This is a genomic window from Pseudomonas sp. PDM13, from assembly GCF_025685765.1.
Lineage (GTDB): Bacteria > Pseudomonadota > Gammaproteobacteria > Pseudomonadales > Pseudomonadaceae > Metapseudomonas > Metapseudomonas solani.
This window is the reverse complement of sequence record NZ_JAOTQU010000001.1, coordinates 217,757-235,037: the sequence shown is the minus strand read 5'-3', so window position 1 is coordinate 235,037 and position 17,281 is coordinate 217,757. Positions and strand designations below refer to the sequence as shown.

The following is a 17,281-nucleotide window of genomic DNA, read 5'->3' as shown; positions in this document are numbered from 1 at the left end:
AAGCGGGCGAATGAATTCGCCCCTACAGAGAGGTGTCATGAGGTTCTGAGCGTCGTGAGCGACGGCCAGGCTAGGCGGAAGATGGCGAGAAAGCGGAATGTACGTTTGTACATGAGCATTTCGAGCCGGCTTCCAACAACGCCTGGCCTAGCGCAACAGCTCAGAATTAGTGTTTGAACATGACGTGGCGGATGGCGGTGTAATCCTCGAGTCCGTACATCGACATGTCCTTCCCGTAGCCCGACAGCTTCACGCCGCCGTGGGGCATCTCGCTGACCAGCATGAAGTGGGTGTTGACCCAGGTGCAGCCGTACTGCAGGCGCGCGGAGAGGCGGTGGGCGCGGCCGACGTCGGCGGTCCAGAGCGAAGAGGCCAGGCCATAGTCGGAGTCGTTGGCCCAGGCCAGCACCTGCGCCTCGTCGTCGAAGGCGGTGACCGAGACCACCGGGCCGAAGACTTCGCGGCGGACGATTTCGTCGTCCTGCTGGGCGTCGGCGATCACGGTCGGCTCGAAGAAGAAGCCGGGGCCTTCGACCTTCTTGCCGCCGGTGACGATGCGGATGTGCGGCTGGGCGGCGGCGCGCTCGACGAAGCCGGCCACGCGCTCGCGGTGCTGCTCGGTGATCAGCGGGCCGAGCTCGGTGTCGGCGTCGTCCTGCAGGCCGTACTTGATGGTGGAGACGGCGGCGCCGAGCTTCTCGACGAACTTCTCGTAGATGCCCTTCTGCGCGTAGATGCGGCAGGCGGCGGTGCAGTCCTGGCCGGCGTTGTAGAAGCCGAAGGTGCGGATGCCTTCCACGGCGGCGTCGATGTCGGCGTCGTCGAAGATGATCACCGGGGCCTTGCCGCCCAGTTCCATGTGCATGCGCTTAACGGTGTCGGCGGTGCCGGCGATGATGCGCGAGCCGGTGGCCACCGAGCCGGTGAGCGAGACCATGCGCACCTTGGGGTGGGTGGTCAGCGGTTCGCCGACGCTGGGGCCACGGCCGAAGACGATGTTGACCACGCCGGCGGGGAAGATCTCGGCCAGGTACTCGGCCAGCTTCAGGGCGGTCAGCGGGGTCTGTTCGGAAGGCTTGAGCACCACGGTGTTGCCGGCGGCCAGGGCCGGGCCGAGCTTCCACGCGGCCATCATCAGCGGGTAGTTCCAGGGCGCGATGGAGGCGACCACGCCCACCGGGTCGCGGCGGATCATCGAGGTGTGGCCGGGCAGGTATTCACCGGCGGCGGAGCCGCTCATGCAGCGGCTGGCACCGGCGAAGAAGCGGAACACGTCGGCGACGGCGGGCAGCTCGTCGTTCAGCGCGGCGGCGTAGGGCTTGCCGCAGTTGTCCGATTCCAGGCGCGCCAGTTCCTCGGCGCCGGCGTCGATGCGGTCGGCGAGCTTGAGCAGCAGGGCGGAGCGGTCCTTGGGCGAGGTCTGCGACCAGGCGTCGAAGGCGGCGTCGGCGGCGCGCACGGCGGCGTCGACCTGGGCCTCGCTGGCTTCGGGGATGTCCACCAGGGTGGTGCCACGGGCGGGGTTGAGCACGGCTTGCGCGGCGCCTTCGCCGGCGACCAGTTGGCCGTTGATCAAGAGTTTGGTCTGCATGGTGAATCCTCCAGTCGGGGTTCGCTGATCCGGGTTGGAGCCCCCGCCACCCGGGCGGGGGCGGTTGTCACTTGCCGCTGCCGGCGACGCCTTCGCCACCCTTGGTCAGGTAGTAGGCGCCGAGGATCGGCAGCATGGTCACCAGCATCACCAGCATGGCGACGACGTTGGTCACCGGCACGTCGCGCGGGCGGCTGAGCTGGTTGAGCAGCCACAGCGGCAGGGTGCGTTCGTGGCCGGCGGTGAAGGTGGTGACGATGATCTCGTCGAAGGACAGGGCGAAGGCCAGCATGCCGCCCGCCAGCAGGGCCGAGCCGAGGTTCGGCAGGATGATGTAGCGGAAGGTCTGCCAGCCGTCGGCGCCCAGGTCCATCGAGGCTTCGATGAGGCTGTGGGAGATGCGCCGGAAACGCGCGATCACGTTGTTGTGGACGATCACCACGCAGAAGGTGGCGTGGCCGATGATGATGGTCAGCAGCCCCGGTTCCAGGCCCAGGCTCTTGAACGCCGAGAGCAGCGCGATGCCGGTGATGATGCCGGGCAGGGCGATGGGCAGGATCAGCATCAGCGAGATGCTTTCCTTGCCGAAGAAGCTGCGCCGGTACAGCGCCGCCGAGGCCAGGGTGCCGAGCACCATGGCGATCAGCGTGGCGACGCAGGCGACCTGCAGCGACAGCTTGATCGACTCCAGCACGTCCTCGCGGGCGAAGGCCACGCTGAACCAGTGCAGGGTGAAGCCCTTGGGCGGGAAGCTGAAGGCCGCGTCCTCGGTGTTGAAGGCGTAGAGGAAGATGATCAGGATCGGGAAGTGCAGGAACACCAGCCCGCCCCAGGCGGCCGCTTTCAGGCCCCAGGAAGCTTTCTCAGAGTGCATCGAATGCCCCCAGACGTTTGACGATGGAGAGGTAGACGGCGATCAGCACGATCGGCACCAGGGTGAAGGCGGCGGCCATGGGCATGTTGCCGATGGCGCCTTGCTGGGCGTAGACCATGCTGCCGATGAAGTAGCCGGGCGGGCCCACCAGCTGCGGCACGATGAAGTCGCCCAGGGTCAGGCTGAAGGTGAAGATCGAGCCGGCGGCGATCCCCGGGATCGACAGCGGCAGCACCACCTGGGTGAAGGTCTGGCGGGGCTTGGCGCCGAGGTCGGCGGAGGCTTGCAGCAGGTTCGGCGGCAGGCGCTCCAGGGAGGCCTGGATCGGCAGGATCATGAACGGCAGCCAGATGTAGACGAACACCAGGAAGCGCCCCAGGTGCGAGGTGGACAGGGTGCTGCCGCCGACGCCGGGGATGCCGAGGATGAACTGCAGCACCGGCTCCAGGCCGAACTGCTGGACGAACCACTGGGCCACGCCGCCCTTGGCCAGCAGCAGGGTCCAGGCGTAGGCCTTGACGATGTAGCTGGCCCACATTGGCATCATCACCGCGATGTAGAAGAACGCCTTGGTCTTGCCGGTGGTGTAGCGCGCCATGTAGTAGGCGATGGGGAAGGCCAGCAGGCCGGCGCCGATCGACACCGCCACGGCCATGGTCAGGGTGCGCTGGATGATGTCGAAGTTGGCGGCCTGGAACAGCGCCGAGAAGTTCGCGACGGTCAGGTCCGTGGACACCGCCATGGTGAAGTCGTCGAAGGTGTAGAAGCCTTGCCACAGCAGGCTCAGCAACGAGCCCAGGTAGATGGCGCCGAACCACAGCAGCGGCGGGATCAGCAGCATCGACAGGTACAGCGTCGGCCGGCGGTAGAGCAGGTTGGACAGGCGCCGCATGGCCCCGTTGGGGGCGGCCTGTGCCTGGGCGGTCAGGGTCGCGCTCATGTCACACGCCCTCGCTCAGCTGCACCATGGCCTCGCGGGCCCAGCGCACGGTGATGCGTTCGCCGGGCTGGAACGAGGGCGCGGCGGCCTGCCACTGGTTGTTGGCCTGGCTGATGCACAGGTTCTGGCCGTTATCCAGGCGCAGCTCGTAGCGGGTGGCGGCGCCCTGGTACTGGATGTCGTGGAGCAGGCCGCTGATCTGCACCTCGCCGGCCAGGGCCGCTTCGGCCGTGGCGAAGCGGATGTGCTCGGGGCGGATGGAGAAGGGCTGCTCGTTGCCGGTCAGCTCCTTCGCCACGGCGCCGCGCAGCACGTTGGAGGTGCCGACGAACTCGGCGACGAAGGGCGTGGCCGGCTGCATGTAGAGGTTGCGCGGGGTGTCCACCTGCTCGATGCGGCCCTTGTTGAACACCGCCACGCGGTCGGACATCGACAGCGCTTCGCTCTGGTCGTGGGTGACGAAGATGAAGGTGATGCCCAGTTGGCGCTGCAGCTTCTTCAGCTCGCTCTGCATCTGCTCGCGCAGCTTCAGGTCCAGCGCGCCCAGGGGCTCGTCCAGCAGCAGCACGCGGGGGCGGTTGACCAGGGCGCGGGCCAGGGCCACGCGCTGGCGCTGGCCACCGGAAAGCTGTGCCGGCTTGCGGTCGCCGTAGCCGGCCAGGGCCACCATGCCCAGGGCCTCTTCGGCGCGGTTCAGGCGCTCGGACTTGCCCACGCCCTTGACCTTCAGGCCATAGGCGACGTTGTCACGCACGTTCATGTGGGGGAACAGCGCGTAGTCCTGGAACACGGTGTTGACGTCGCGCTGGTAGGGCGGCAGGCCGGCGGCCTCCTCGCCATGGATACGGATGGAGCCCGAGCTGGGCTGCTCGAAGCCGGCGATCAGGCGCAGGCAGGTGGTCTTGCCGGAACCGGATGGGCCGAGCATGGAAAAGAACTCGCCGTCCTGGATATCGATGGATACCCGGTCGACGGCCTTCACCTCGCCGAAGAGACGGGAAACCTGGGTGAACTGGACTGCAAGCGTCATGGTGCGGTGCTCCGGTAAAACGAAAGGGTGCAGGTGTGGCGAAACGCTCCCCCCGCCCGCAGGCGAGGGGAAATCTTCAGGTACTGCCTTGGATCCGGCCTCCCGTCTCCCGCAGGGAGAGGGGAGGGTGCTCAGGTACTGGACTGAGCCGAGCGAGCGGCCCGAGGGCTAGGCGCCCCGCAGCGAGACGCGAGACATACCGGCTGGTAGGCGAGCGTCGAGCGAGGACGCAACGACGCCCTCGGGTCGCGCAGCCGGCTCAGCGGCCGCCCATGATTGCGATGTAGTCCTGGGTCCACCGGCTATAGGGCACGAACTTCCCGCCCTGTGCCTGCGGGGTCTTCCAGAAGGCGATCTTGTCGAACTGGTCGAAGCCGTTGGTGGCGCAGCCTTCGGCGCCGAGCAGCTCGCTGGCCTTGCAGCCGGCGGGGACTGCGGGGAGGGAGCCGAACCAGGCGGCGACGTCACCCTGAACCTTAGGTTCCAGGGACCAGTTCATCCACTTGTAGGCGCAGTTCGGGTGCTTGGCCTCGGCGTGCAGCATGGTGGTGTCGGCCCAGCCGGTGGCGCCTTCCTTGGGTACCACGGAAGCGATCGGCTGCTTCTCCAGCTGCAGGGCGTTGACCTGGTACGGCCAGGCGCTGGAGGCGACCACGCCTTCGTTCTTGAAGTCGCTCATCTGCACCGTGGTGTCGTGCCAGTAGCGGTGGATCAGCGCGTGCTGCTTGCGCAGCAGGTCGAGCACGGCGCTGTACTGCTCTTCGTTCAGTTCGTAGGGGTCCTGGATGCCCAGGGCCGGCTGGGTGGCCTTCAGGTAGAGGGCGGCGTCGGCGATGTAGATCGGGCCGTCGTAGGCCTGCACGCGGCCCTTGTTGGCCTTGCCGTCGGGCAGGTCCTGGGCTTCGAAGATGGTCGCCCAGCTGGTGGGTGCTTCCTTGAAGGTGTTGGTGTTGTACATCAGCACGTTCGGGCCCCACTGGTAGGGCGAGCCGTAGTGCTGGCCGTCCACCGTGTACCAGGGCGCGTCCTTCAGGCGTTCGTCGAGGTTCTTCCAGTTGGGGATCAGCGCGGTGTTGATCGGCTGCACGCGCTTGCCGTAGATCAGGCGCAGCGAGGCGTCGCCGGAGGCGGTGACCAGGTCGTAGCCGCCCTTGGCCATGAGGCTGACCATCTCGTCGGAGGTGGCGGCGGTCTTGACGTTGACCTTGCAGCCGCTGTCCTGCTCGAACTGGCTGACCCAGTCGTAGTTCTTGTCGGTCTGGCCGCGTTCGATGTAGCCGGGCCAGGCGATGATGTCGAGCTGGCCTTCGCCAGTGCCGACTTGTTTCAGGGGCTCGGCGGCCTGCAGGCTGGCGCTGGCCAGCAGGGCGGTGGAGAGCGCACTGAGCAGAGCGGTTTTGCGCGCGGACATTGATGTTCCCTCTTGTTGACTAGTTATTGGTCGGGGCAGTTGAACGTCGTTTCGCGGGCCTTCCGGCCTTTGTTGTTTTAGAAGTCCTGGCCGTGGCGCGCCATGATGTGGCGCACCACGCTGTAGTCCTGCAACGAGTCGCTGGACAGGTCCTTGCCATAGCCGGAGCGCTTCAGCCCGCCGTGGGGCATCTCGCTGGCCAGGGTGAAATGGGTGTTGATCCAGGTGCAGCCGTACTGCAGGCGGTTGGCCAGCTGGAAGGCCTTGTCGAGGTTCTGCGTCCACACCGAGGAGGCCAGGCCGTACTCGGAGTCGTTGGCCCAGTCCAGCGCCTGGTCGAGCTGGTCGAAGCGGGTCACGGTCACCACCGGGCCGAACACTTCGCGCTGGACGATCTCGTCGCCCTGCTTGCAGCCGGCCAGCAGGGTGGGCTGGTAATAGAAGCCGGCGCCGGAATGCACGGCGGCACCGGTGACGCGCTCGATGTGCGGCTGGCCGAGGGCGCGCTCGACGAAGCTGGCCACGCGGTCGCGCTGGCGCGAGCTGATCAGCGGGCCGATCTCGTTGTCCTGGTCGCGCTTGCGGGCGAAGCGCAGGCTGGAAACGGCGTCGCCCAGCTCGCTGACGAGGCGGTCGTGGATGCCGGCCTGGGCATAGATGCGGCAGGCGGCGGTGCAGTCCTGCCCGGCGTTGTAGTAGCCGTAGGCGCGCACGCCCTGGACCACGGCCTCGAGGTCGGCGTCGTTGCAGACGATCACCGGCGCCTTGCCGCCCAGTTCCAGGTGAGTGCGCTTGAGGGTGCGGGCGGCGGTCTGGAGGATCTTCTGCCCGGTGACGATATCGCCGGTGAGCGACACCATGCGCACCTTGGGGTGGCTGACCAGGTGGCTGCCGACGCCTTCGCCGCCGCCGGAGACGATGTTGATCACCCCGGCCGGGAGGATCTCCGCCAGGGCGGGGGCCAGGGCCAGGATCGACAGCGGGGTATGTTCGGAAGGCTTGAACACCAGGGTGTTGCCGGCCGCCAGCGCTGGGGCGATCTTCCAGGCGGCCATCATCAGGGGGTAGTTCCAGGGCGCGATGGAGGCGACCACGCCCACCGGGTCGCGGCGCACCATGCTGGTGTGGCCGGGCACGTACTCGCCGGCGAGCTGGCCCTGCTGGCAGCGCACGGCGCCGGCGAAGAAGCGGAACACGTCGGCGGTGGCGGGGATGTCGTCCTGGCGCGCCAGGTGCAGCGGCTTGCCGCAGTTCAGGGATTCCAGGCGGGCCAGCTGCTCGGCATTGGCCTCGACCGCATCGGCGATGGCCAGTAGGGCGGCGGCGCGCTGCGCGGGCGTGGTGCGGGACCAGCCGGCGAAGGCCTTGTGCGCGGCGAAGACGGCGGCTTCCACCTGCTCGATGGAGGCTTCGGCGATGGTGATCAGGGTTTCCCCGGTGGCGGGGTTGAGGATGGGCTCGGCCAGGCCTTCACCGATGACCAGCTGGCCGTCGATCAGCAAATGGGAATGCAGGGTGGGCGTGCTCGCAGTGCCGGCCATCTTCGGGGCTCTTTTCTTCCTGGGTTTTTGTTCTTCAGTCATTCCAGTGCTCCTGGCGGCGCCCGGCATGACTCTGTTTATAGGGCACAGAGCCTAGTGGGCGGGCTTGAGGTCGACAAATTCTAAATATTGAAAGCAGCGTTCGATTAAATCGAAGGCTTGCGGGCGTTCGGCTGTTCGCGGGCCAGGGTGAGGAAGGGGTCCACCAGCGCCGGTCGCGCGGTGCCGCGGCGCCAGGCCAGGCCCACGTCCAGTGGCTCGCCCAGGTCCACCAGCGGCCGCGCTTCGATGATGTCGCCCTCCAGGGACCAGGGGCGGTAGGTCATGTCCGGCTGGATGGACAGGCCGAGCCCGGCCGCCACCAGGCTGCGCACCGCTTCCACCGAGGCGGTGCGCAGGGTCACCTGGGGCGTGAGCCCGGCGCGGGACCAGATGCGCTGGGTGTGCAGGCCCATCTCGTCGGCGTTGAGCTGGATCAGCGGCTCGCCGGCGACGTCCGCCAGGCTGATGCTGTCGTGCTCCAGCAGCGGGTGCTGGGCCGGCAGCCAGAGGCGGTGGGGCGAGTGGGTGAGCACCTCGGTCTGCAGGGCGTGGCGGTCTTCCAGGTTGGAGAGGATCAGCACGCCGACGTCGATCTCGCCGCTGACCAGCAGGTGTTCGATGTAGGGGCGCTCGTCCTCCACCACGCGGGTCTTCACGTTGGGGTAGGCGCGCTGGAAGCGGGTGATCAGGTCGGCCAGGTAATAGCCGGCCACCAGGCTGGTCACGCCGATGGTGAGGCTGCCGGCCACCTGGTCGGTGCTCTGCTGCAGGCTGCGCTTGGCGTTGTCCACGGTGGCCAGGATCAGGTGCGCCTGGCGCAGGAACTGGTGGCCCTGGTGGGTCAGGGACATGCCCTTGGCGTGGCGGTTGAACAGGCTGACGCCGATCTCCTCCTCCAGTTGCTGGATGGCCAGGGTCAGGGTGGACTGGGAGATGAACACCGCCTGGGCGGCGGCGGAGATGGAGCCCGTCTCGGCGACGGCGATGAAGTGGCGGATCTGGCGCAGGGTCATCATGGGGCGGTATTCCGCAGGTGGAAATGCTGCGCGACAGTATGGTTTATCGAAAATCGAGCGGGTGATTCTTTTTTATCGAATGCTCGATGTGCGCGATTGACAGTTTTGTAGGGTGGTTTCAGCCCACCAGCAAGGCACCGCGTGGGCTGAAGCCCACCCTACGGCCTCGCCCCCGCGGCTGCGCAAGGCTCCTGGCGCAGCGGCAATATCCCGAAGCAATCCGGTGCTCACGGGCTTGGAAACTCGGCGGCTAGAGTGCAGTCCATTGCTCGACTCACCCACCCAATAAGGAGGTTGTGATGAACACCCGTGGATTGCTCGATCAACTGCTCAAATCCGGCCAGGACCTGCTGCAGCAGAAAACCGGCGGCAAGTCCGGCGGTTTCTCCGGTGGCGGCTCTGCTGGCTCCGGTGGCTTGGGCGGCAACCTCGGCAGCCTGCTCGGCGGCGCCGGTGGCGGTGCCCTGGCGGCTGGCGCGCTGGGCCTGCTGCTGGGCAACAAGAGCGCCCGCAAGCTGGGCGGCAAGGCACTGACCTATGGCGGCCTGGCCGCGCTCGGCGTGCTCGCCTACAAGGCTTATGGCAACTGGCAGGCCAAGCAGGCCGGTGCGCCCCAGGGCGAGCCGCAGACCCTCGATCGCCTGCCCGCGCCCCAGGCCGAGCAGCACAGCCAGGCCATCCTCAAGGCGCTGGTGGCGGCGGCCAAGGCGGATGGCCATGTCGACGCCCGTGAACGCCAGCTGATCGAAGGCGAGCTGGGCAAGCTGACCCAGGACGCCGAGCTGCAATCCTGGCTGGAGCTGGAACTGAACAAGCCGCTGGACCCGGCCGACGTCGCCCGCGCCGCGCGCACCCCGGAGATGGCCGCCGAGATGTACCTCGCCAGCGTGCTGATGGTGGATGAGGAGCACTTCATGGAGCGCGCCTACCTGGACGAGCTGGCCCGCCAGCTCAAGCTCGACCCCGCGCTCAAGGCCGAGCTGGAAGGGCAGGTGCGCCAGGAGTTGCAGGCGAGCTAGAACGCCCTGGCGTCGCCTGCACATCCGATCGCGAATGAATTCGCTCCCACAGGGGCGGCGCCGGCCCGGCGAATGGAGATGACCGCTGCGTGGAGGTCGCTCTTTACCTCCACCGGGCGGTGCCGGGCCCTGGCACGCATGACCGGTTTCGCGGCGCTCGCCGATTGCCGACGCACCCTGCATAACTCCCCGTTTCTGCCAGACTTCCAGGCGGGCCCGCCAAAGGGCTGACGCCCCGTTGCGCTTTGTCTTGCAAGGCGTGGGGGCGAGTCTCTAGAGTCGCCGCTCAAAGACGCGCGCGATGTTTGGCGCGGTAAATGACAGGGTTTGGCAAGCGGGGGTCTACGTGAAGAACTGGTCGGTACGACTACGAATCCAGGCGAGTTTCGCCATCATCATCGCGATCATGCTGCTGATGGCCATCGCCTCCTACGTGCGCCTGGCCACGGTGGACAAGGGCGCCGCCCGCCTCGCCGACGACGCCATGCCCGGCATGTTCCTGATCACCCAGGTGCGCAGCGCCTGGACCGACGTGCTGATCCAGGCCCTGGAGCGCATCGGCGCCTCCGACCAGCCGCTGGAGAAGGCCGACCTGGACAACCTGCGCCTGCTCGACCAGAAGCTCGACGCCGCCCTGGCCGACTACCGCAAGACCATCCGTGACAGCAAGGACGAGAAGCTGCTGGATGGCTTCACCCAGAGCCGCAAGCAGTACGACGCGGATATCGCCAAGGTCATCGAGCTGCACCAGCAGAAGCGCCTGGGCGAGGCCCGCGCACTGCTCACCAACGACCTGACCAAGGTGTGGAACGAGGGCCGCAGCCACCTCACCGAGGTCATCAGCTACAACCGCCAGACCGCCGAGGTGGCCACCAGCGACATCGTCGACGCCGTGCGCAACGCCGAGCTGAGCATGCTCATCTCCGTGCTCCTGGCCATCGCCGCCGCCTTCGTCTGCGGGGCGCTGCTGGTGCGCGCCATCACCGAACCGGTGCAGCGGGTTGTGGATAACCTCCAGGCCCTGGCTGCCGGCGACCTCACCGCGCGCCTGCGCCTGGGGCGCAAGGACGAGTTCGACTCCATCGAAACCGGCTTCAATAGCATGGCCGACGAGCTGAAGACCCTGGTGTCCCAGGCCCAGCGCTCCTCGGTGCAGGTGACCACCTCGGTCACCGAGATCGCCGCCACCACCCGCCAGCAGCAGGCCACCGCCACCGAAACCGCGGCCACCACCACCGAGATCGGCGCCACCTCGCGGGAGATCGCCGCCACCTCGCGGGACCTGGTGCGTACCATGACCGAGGTTTCCGGCGCCGCCGAGCAGACCTCCACCCTGGCCGGCTCCGGCCAGCTGGGCCTGGCGCGCATGGAAGACACCATGCGCCAGGTGATGGGCGCCGCCGACCTGGTCAACGCCAAGCTGGCGATCCTCAACGAGAAGGCCGGCAACATCAACCAGGTGGTCACCACCATCGTCAAGGTCGCCGACCAGACCAACCTGCTGTCCCTCAACGCCGCCATCGAGGCGGAGAAGGCCGGCGAGTACGGGCGCGGTTTCGCCGTGGTCGCCACCGAAGTGCGCCGCCTGGCGGACCAGACGGCCGTGGCCACCTACGACATCGAACAGATGGTGCGCGAGATCCAGTCCGCGGTGTCCGCTGGTGTCATGGGCATGGACAAGTTCTCCGAAGAGGTGCGTCGCGGCATGTCCGAGGTCGGCCAGGTCGGCGAGCAGCTGTCGCAGATCATCCAGCAGGTGCAGGCCCTGGCGCCCCGCGTGCAGATGGTCAACGAAGGCATGCAGGCGCAGTCCACCGGTGCCGAGCAGATCAACCAGGCCCTGGTGCAACTGGGCGAAGCCTCGGGGCAGACGGTGGAATCCCTGCGCCAGGCCAGCGCCGCCATCGACGAGCTCAACCACGTCGCCAACGGCCTGCGTGCCGGCGTCAGCCGCTTCAAGGTCTGAGATGACCGCCAGCGCGACCCGCCAGCAGCCCCGCCGGGGGCTGCTCTACCTGTTGTTCGGCATGGGCAGCGACCGCTACGCCCTGGATGTGCGCGAGGTGCTGGAGGTGATGCCCGTGCGTCGCCTCAAGCGCCTGCCCGAGGCCCCCGAATGGGTGGCCGGCGTGCTCGACTGGCGCGGCACCCCGGTGCCGGTGCTGGACCTCGGCGCCCTGGCCTTCGGCACACCCGCCCGGCCCCGCACCAGCACCCGCCTGGTGATGGTGCGCTACGGCACCCGCGCCCTCGGCCTGGTGCTGGAGCAGGCCACCGATACCCTGCGTTGCCTCCCCGAGGACTTCCACGACTACGGCCTGGACGGCGGCGAGGCCCGCTACCTGGGGCCGGTGCACCGCAGCGCCCAGGGCCTGGTGCAGCGCATCGAGATCGCCCAGTTGCTGGGTGACGAAGCGCGGGTGCTGCTGTTCCCGGCGGACGCGGAGGTCACTTCGTGAACCCGCGCTTCGAACGCCTGCTCAAGGACCGCATCGGCCTGGATGTCGAATCGGTCGGCCACGAACTGGTGGAGCGCGCCGTGCGCCTGCGCACCCAGGCCAGTGGCTGTCGCGGCGAAGACGATTACTGGCTGCGCCTGGAAGCCTCCCCCAGCGAGCAGCAGGCGCTGGTGGAAGCCGTGGTGGTGCCCGAGACCTGGTTCTTCCGCTATCCCGAATCCTTCGTCGCCTTGACCCGCCTGGCCTTCGAGCGCCTGCCGCGCCTCGCCCCCGGCCGGCCGTTGCGGGTGCTCAGCCTGCCGTGCTCCAGCGGCGAAGAACCCTATTCCATCGCCATGGCGCTGCTGGACGCCGGCTTCGCCCCGACCCTGTTCAAGGTGGATGCGCTTGATATCAGCGAGAAGGTGCTGGAGCGTGCGCGCCAGGGCGTCTATGGGCGCAACTCCTTCCGTGGCGATGACCTGGGCTACCGCGACCGCCACTTCCTGCCGGGCGAGGAAGGCTTCGTCCTCGCCGAGCAGGTGCGCCGCAAGGTCAGCTTCCGCCACGGCAACCTGCTGGGTCCGAGCCTGCTGGCCGGCGAGGCGCCCTATGACTTCGTCTTCTGCCGCAACCTGCTGATCTACTTCGACCGGCCCACCCAGGCCCAGGTGCTGGCGGTGCTCAAGCGCCTGATGAGCCCCGATGGCGCGTTGTTCGTCGGCCCCGCCGAAGCCAGCCTGGTGAGCCAGGACGGCATGCGCCCGCTGGACCTGCCGCAGTCCTTCGTCTTCCTCCCCGGCACCGCCCAGGCTCCGCGCGTTGTCGCCACGCCGCGCCCGACGGTGGCGCCCGCACGGCCCGCCGCACCGGTGGCGAAGGCGCCGCCGGCCTTTGCCCGCCCGATGAACCCCGCAAGCGCGCCACGGCCAATGGCGCCCGCGCCTGCGCCAGGCCGGGACGGCGCGGCCGAACTGCTGGAGATCGCCAAGCTGGCCAATGCCGGGCGTAGTGCCGAGGCCCGCGCTGCCTGCGAGCGCCACCTGGCGGCCCACGGCCCCTCGGCGGCGGTGTTCTACTGGCTCGGGTTGCTCTGCGACGTGGCTGGGCAGCAGCAGGAAGCCCAGGACTACTACCGCAAGACCCTCTATCTGCAGCCCGGGCACGCCGAAGCCCTGGCCCACCTGGCGGCGCTGCTCGCCGCGCGCGGCGATCTGGCCGGCGCCCGGCGCCTGCAGGAGCGCGCCAGCCGCGGAGTGAACGACCATGATCGATAGCCATACCCTGCGCCTGGACGACGCCCAGGCGCCCATCGACGACTGCTGGAACCGCATCGGCGTGCATGGCGACAAGAGCTGCGAGCGCCTGCAGGAACACATCCATTGCCGCAACTGCGAGGTGCACGCTGCCGCCGCCACCCGCCTGCTGGACCGCTATGCCTTGCACCGCGAACTGGACGAGGAGCAGGCGGTCGAGGAAGAAAACCTCGGCGAAACCCGCTCCACTCTGGTATTCCGCCTCGGCGACGCCTGGCTCGGCCTGGCCACCCGGCAGCTGGTGGAGGTGGCGCCGCAGTCGCTGATCCACTCCCTGCCGCACCAGCGCTCCCTCGGGCTGCTGGGGGTGACCAATGTGCGCGGTGCCCTGGTGGCCTGCCTGTCGCTGGTGGAAGTCCTCGGCCTGGAGCCGGGCCAGGGCGGTGCCCAGGAGCGCCGCGTGGTGCCGCGCATGCTTATCGTCGCCAGCGACGACGGCCCGGTGGTGGCGCCGGTGGACGAGGTGGACGGCATCCACGCCATCCCCCTGGGCGCGGTGCTGGAGGCCGGCCGGGGGGCCGCCCAGGTGGCGCGGCCCTTCGCTTCCGGCGTGGTGCAGTGGCGTGGGCGCAGCGTCACCCTGCTGGATGAATCGATGTTGCAGCAAGCCATCGCCAGGAGCCTTGGATGACCCCGGACCAGATGCGTGATGCCTCGCTGCTGGAGCTGTTCAAGCTGGAGGCCGAGGCGCAGACCCAGGTGCTCGGCAGCGGGCTGATGGTGCTGGAGCGCAACCCGCGCCAGGCCGACCAGCTGGAAGCCTGCATGCGCGCCGCCCACTCGCTCAAGGGCGCGGCGCGCATCGTCGGCATCGATGCCGGCGTGCGCATCGCCCATGTGATGGAAGACTGCCTGGTGGGCGCCCAGGAAGGCCGCCTGCACCTGCAATCCGAGCATATCGACGCGCTGCTGCAAGGCTCCGACCTGCTGCTGCGCCTGGGCTCGGCGGCCGGCGCCAACTGGGCCGACACGGATGGCCGCGCGGATATCGACGCCCTGGTGGAGCGCCTGCAGGCGCTGGCCAGCGGGCAGCGCGTGGCCCCTCGCGAGCCGGTGGCCCGGCCCGAGCCCGCTGCCGAACCCGTGGCGACGCTTGCCGTGGCTGCACCCGAGGAAGAGCCCGTGGCACCCGCCCCTGCGGCCGGCGAGAGCCGTGACCGGGTGTTGCGGGTCAGCGCCGAACGCCTCGACCACCTGCTGGATATCTCCAGCAAGTCGCTGGTGGAGTTCCAGCGCATCAAGCCCCTGGGCGATTCGCTGCAACGCCTCAAGCGCCTGCAAGCCAGCGCCGCGCGCACCCTCGATGGCGTGCGCGAGGCGGTGCAGGACGACGCCATGGATGCGGCCTCCCGCGCCATGCTGGCAGAGGCCCGGCAACTGCTGGGCGAATGCCAGCAGACGCTCGCCCGACACATGGCCGATCTCGACGAGTTCGGTTGGCAGGGCGGCCAGCGTGCCCAACTGATGTACGACGCGGCGCTGGCCTCGCGCATGCGCCCCTTCGCCGATGTGCTCGCCGGCCAGGCGCGGATGCTGCGCGACCTCGGCCGCAGCCTCGGCAAGCAGGTGCGCCTGGATATCGAGGGCGAGAACACCCAGGTCGACCGCGACGTGCTGGAGAAGCTCGAAGCACCGCTGACCCACCTGCTGCGCAACGCCGTCGACCACGGCATCGAAAGCCCGGCCCTGCGGGCCGAGCGTGGCAAGCCGGAGGAGGGGCGCATCCTCCTGCGCGCCCGCCATCACGCCGGCATGCTGGTGCTGGAACTGCGCGACGACGGCGCCGGGGTCGACCTGGAGCGCCTGCGCACGGCGGTGATCGAGCGTGGTTTCGCCACCGCCGAGACCGGCGCGCGACTCGACGAAGACGAACTGCTGGCCTTCCTCTTCCTGCCCGGCTTCAGCATGCGCGAGCAGGTCACCGAGGTGTCCGGGCGCGGCGTCGGCCTGGACGCGGTGCAGCACATGGTGCGCCAGCTGCGGGGCGGCGTGCGCATGGAGCAGCGCCAGGGCGAGGGCTCCAGCTTCCACCTGGAGGTGCCGCTGACCCTGTCGGTGTTGCGCAGCCTGGTGGTGGAGATCGGCGGCGAGGCCTATGCCTTCCCCCTGGCCCATATCGAACGCATGACCCGGGTGCCCGCCGAGGCGCTGGTGCAGCTGGAAGGCCGCCAGCACTTCTGGCACGAGGAGCGCCACGTCGGCCTGGTGGCCGCCAGCCAGGTGCTGCAGCGCCCAGAAGGCGAAAGCGACGGCGAGGGCCTGGCGGTGGTGCTGGTGCGTGAGCGCGAGGCGCTCTACGGCATCGTGGTCGACCGTTTCGTCGGCGAGCGCACCCTGGTGGTGATGCCGCTGGACCCGCGCCTGGGCAAGGTCCAGGACGTGTCCGCCGGTGCCTTGCTCGACGACGGCACGCCGGTGCTGATCCTCGATGTCGAGGACATGCTCAAGTCGGTGGGCAAGCTGCTCGGCAGCGGCCGTCTGGAGCGCGTTGGCGGCCTGGCCCGGCAGGGCGCGGGCAGCCGCCGCAAGCGCGTGCTGGTGGTGGACGACTCGCTCACCGTGCGCGAGCTGGAGCGCAAGCTGCTGCTCAGCCGTGGCTACGAGGTGGCGGTGGCGGTGGATGGCATGGACGGCTGGAACGCCCTGCGCTCCGAAGCCTTCGACCTGCTGATCACCGACATCGATATGCCGCGCATGGACGGCATCGAGCTGGTGACCCTGGTGCGCCGCGACAGCCGCCTGCAATCGCTGCCGGTGATGGTGGTTTCCTACAAGGACCGTGAAGAGGACCGACGCCGTGGCCTGGATGCCGGCGCCGACTACTATCTGGCCAAGGCCAGTTTCCACGATGAGGCGTTGCTGGACGCGGTGGTCGTGTTGATCGGAGAAGCACAGGGATGAGGATAGGGATCGCCAACGACATGCCCCTGGCGGTGGAGGCGCTGCGCCGGGCCCTGGCCCGCGAGCCGGCCCACCAGATCGTCTGGATCGCCGGCAACGGTGTCGAGGCGGTGCGCTTCTGCCAGGAGGACACCCCGGACCTGGTGCTGATGGACCTGCTGATGCCGGAGATGGACGGCACCGAGGCGACCCGGCGGATCATGGCGCAGTCGCCGTGCGCCATCCTCATCGTCACCGTGGACAAGGAACAGAACATCCACCGCGTGTTCGAGGCCATGGGCCACGGCGCCCTGGATGCGGTGGACACCCCGGCGCTGGGCGCCGACCACGAGCGCGACGCGGCGGCGCTGCTGCGCAAGATCCAGAACATCGGCTGGCTGATCGGCCAGAAGGTGGGGGGCCGCAAGGCCCGCGAGCCGTCCCGGCGGCAGCTGGTGGCCATCGGCGCCTCGGCGGGCGGGCCGGCGTCCCTGGCGCAGTTGCTCAAGCAGCTGCCGGCCGACTTCTCGCCGGCGGTGGTGCTGGTGCAGCACGTCGACGAGACCTTCGCCGCCGGTATGGCCGAGTGGCTGGGCAGCGAGTCCCACCTGCCGGTGCGCCTGGCCCGCGAAGGTGAGCCGCCGCAGCCCGGCCAGGTGCTGCTGGCCGGCACCAACAACCACATGCGCCTGCTGCGCAACGGCGAGCTGGCCTATACCGAGGAGCCCAGCAGCCACGTGTACCGGCCGTCCATCGATGTGTTCTTCGACAGCCTGGTGGAGCACTGGCAGGGCGATGCGGTGGGCGTGCTGCTTACCGGCATGGGCCGTGACGGGGCCCAGGGGCTAAAGAACATGCGCGAGCGCGGCTACCTGACCATCGCCCAGGACCAGGCGACCAGCGCCGTGTATGGCATGCCCAAGGCCGCTGCGGCACTGGATGCGGCCATGGAAATATTGCCGCTGCAACGGATCGCCCCGAGACTGGTGGAGGCGTTTGCGCGTTAAAGGGTGGTTCCCCGGCAATTGCGCCATTTTCGACGGCGTCGGAACCCAGTAAAAAGATAGACCCGGCGAATGGCGGGGTCGCCGTGCCGAAATTGCTGGAGGCGGACGACCTCTACATCGTTTTATGATTATCCGCGCACACTGGTGCCGTTTTGTTGTCGCCTGAGGCCGCAGGG

At 68.6% G+C, this 17,281-nt stretch carries 14 protein-coding genes; 7 read left to right on the top strand and 7 right to left on the bottom strand.

The features are described 5' to 3' along the window. Positions 1-166: 166 nt before the first annotated feature. From OEJ36_RS01135 to OEJ36_RS01105, 7 genes are all read right to left on the bottom strand, one after another. Positions 167-1,591, bottom strand: a complete 1,425-nt coding sequence (locus OEJ36_RS01135) for a gamma-aminobutyraldehyde dehydrogenase (RefSeq protein ID WP_263400052.1) — start codon at positions 1,589-1,591, stop codon at positions 167-169. A 67-nt stretch (positions 1,592-1,658) separates the two neighbouring features. Next, complete coding sequence (locus OEJ36_RS01130) at positions 1,659-2,465, bottom strand: ABC transporter permease (protein ID WP_021217182.1); 807 nt, start codon at positions 2,463-2,465, stop codon at positions 1,659-1,661. Beyond that, the gene (locus OEJ36_RS01125; RefSeq protein ID WP_263400051.1) at positions 2,455-3,405 is read right to left on the bottom strand and encodes an ABC transporter permease; all 951 of its coding nucleotides are present in this window, start codon (positions 3,403-3,405) and stop codon (positions 2,455-2,457) included. The genes OEJ36_RS01130 and OEJ36_RS01125 overlap by 11 nt, the downstream gene beginning before the upstream one ends. A gap of 1 nt (position 3,406) precedes the next feature. Then, the gene (locus OEJ36_RS01120; protein ID WP_021217180.1) at positions 3,407-4,435 is read right to left on the bottom strand and encodes an ABC transporter ATP-binding protein; all 1,029 of its coding nucleotides are present in this window, start codon (positions 4,433-4,435) and stop codon (positions 3,407-3,409) included. 259 nt (positions 4,436-4,694) lie between these two features. Beyond that, positions 4,695-5,846, bottom strand: a complete 1,152-nt coding sequence (gene ydcS / locus OEJ36_RS01115; protein WP_184487573.1) for a putative ABC transporter substrate-binding protein YdcS — start codon at positions 5,844-5,846, stop codon at positions 4,695-4,697. 77 nt (positions 5,847-5,923) lie between these two features. After that, complete coding sequence (locus OEJ36_RS01110) at positions 5,924-7,429, bottom strand: gamma-aminobutyraldehyde dehydrogenase (protein WP_263400050.1); 1,506 nt, start codon at positions 7,427-7,429, stop codon at positions 5,924-5,926. Between the two features lie 104 nt (positions 7,430-7,533). Then, on the bottom strand, positions 7,534-8,445 hold the full coding sequence (locus OEJ36_RS01105; protein ID WP_021217177.1) for a LysR family transcriptional regulator: 912 nt from the start codon (positions 8,443-8,445) through the stop codon (positions 7,534-7,536). A 299-nt stretch (positions 8,446-8,744) separates the two neighbouring features. Here OEJ36_RS01105 and OEJ36_RS01100 point away from each other — a divergent pair, with 299 nt between their 5' ends. The 7 genes from OEJ36_RS01100 to OEJ36_RS01070 all read left to right on the top strand — a co-directional run bounded on the left by OEJ36_RS01100 (position 8,745) and on the right by OEJ36_RS01070 (position 17,105). After that, complete coding sequence (locus OEJ36_RS01100; protein ID WP_263400049.1) at positions 8,745-9,464, top strand: tellurite resistance TerB family protein; 720 nt, start codon at positions 8,745-8,747, stop codon at positions 9,462-9,464. A gap of 346 nt (positions 9,465-9,810) precedes the next feature. Then, the gene (locus OEJ36_RS01095; RefSeq protein WP_263400048.1) at positions 9,811-11,430 is read left to right on the top strand and encodes a methyl-accepting chemotaxis protein; all 1,620 of its coding nucleotides are present in this window, start codon (positions 9,811-9,813) and stop codon (positions 11,428-11,430) included. 1 nt (position 11,431) lies between these two features. Beyond that, positions 11,432-11,923 (top strand): chemotaxis protein CheW, encoded by a 492-nt coding sequence (locus OEJ36_RS01090; RefSeq protein ID WP_263400047.1) that lies wholly within the window; start codon positions 11,432-11,434, stop codon positions 11,921-11,923. Beyond that, positions 11,920-13,179: a CheR family methyltransferase gene (locus OEJ36_RS01085; RefSeq protein ID WP_263400046.1), complete on the top strand. Its 1,260-nt coding sequence runs from the start codon at positions 11,920-11,922 to the stop codon at positions 13,177-13,179. Before OEJ36_RS01090 ends, OEJ36_RS01085 begins: the two co-directional genes overlap by 4 nt. Then, positions 13,169-13,849, top strand: coding sequence for a chemotaxis protein CheW (locus tag OEJ36_RS01080; protein WP_263400045.1), 681 nt, complete (start codon positions 13,169-13,171; stop codon positions 13,847-13,849). Before OEJ36_RS01085 ends, OEJ36_RS01080 begins: the two co-directional genes overlap by 11 nt. Continuing rightward, entirely contained in the window at positions 13,846-16,119 is a 2,274-nt protein-coding gene (locus OEJ36_RS01075) for a hybrid sensor histidine kinase/response regulator (protein ID WP_263400044.1), read from the top strand. Before OEJ36_RS01080 ends, OEJ36_RS01075 begins: the two co-directional genes overlap by 4 nt. After that, on the top strand, positions 16,116-17,105 hold the full coding sequence (locus OEJ36_RS01070) for a chemotaxis response regulator protein-glutamate methylesterase (RefSeq protein ID WP_263400043.1): 990 nt from the start codon (positions 16,116-16,118) through the stop codon (positions 17,103-17,105). Before OEJ36_RS01075 ends, OEJ36_RS01070 begins: the two co-directional genes overlap by 4 nt. Positions 17,106-17,281: the final 176 nt, after the last annotated feature.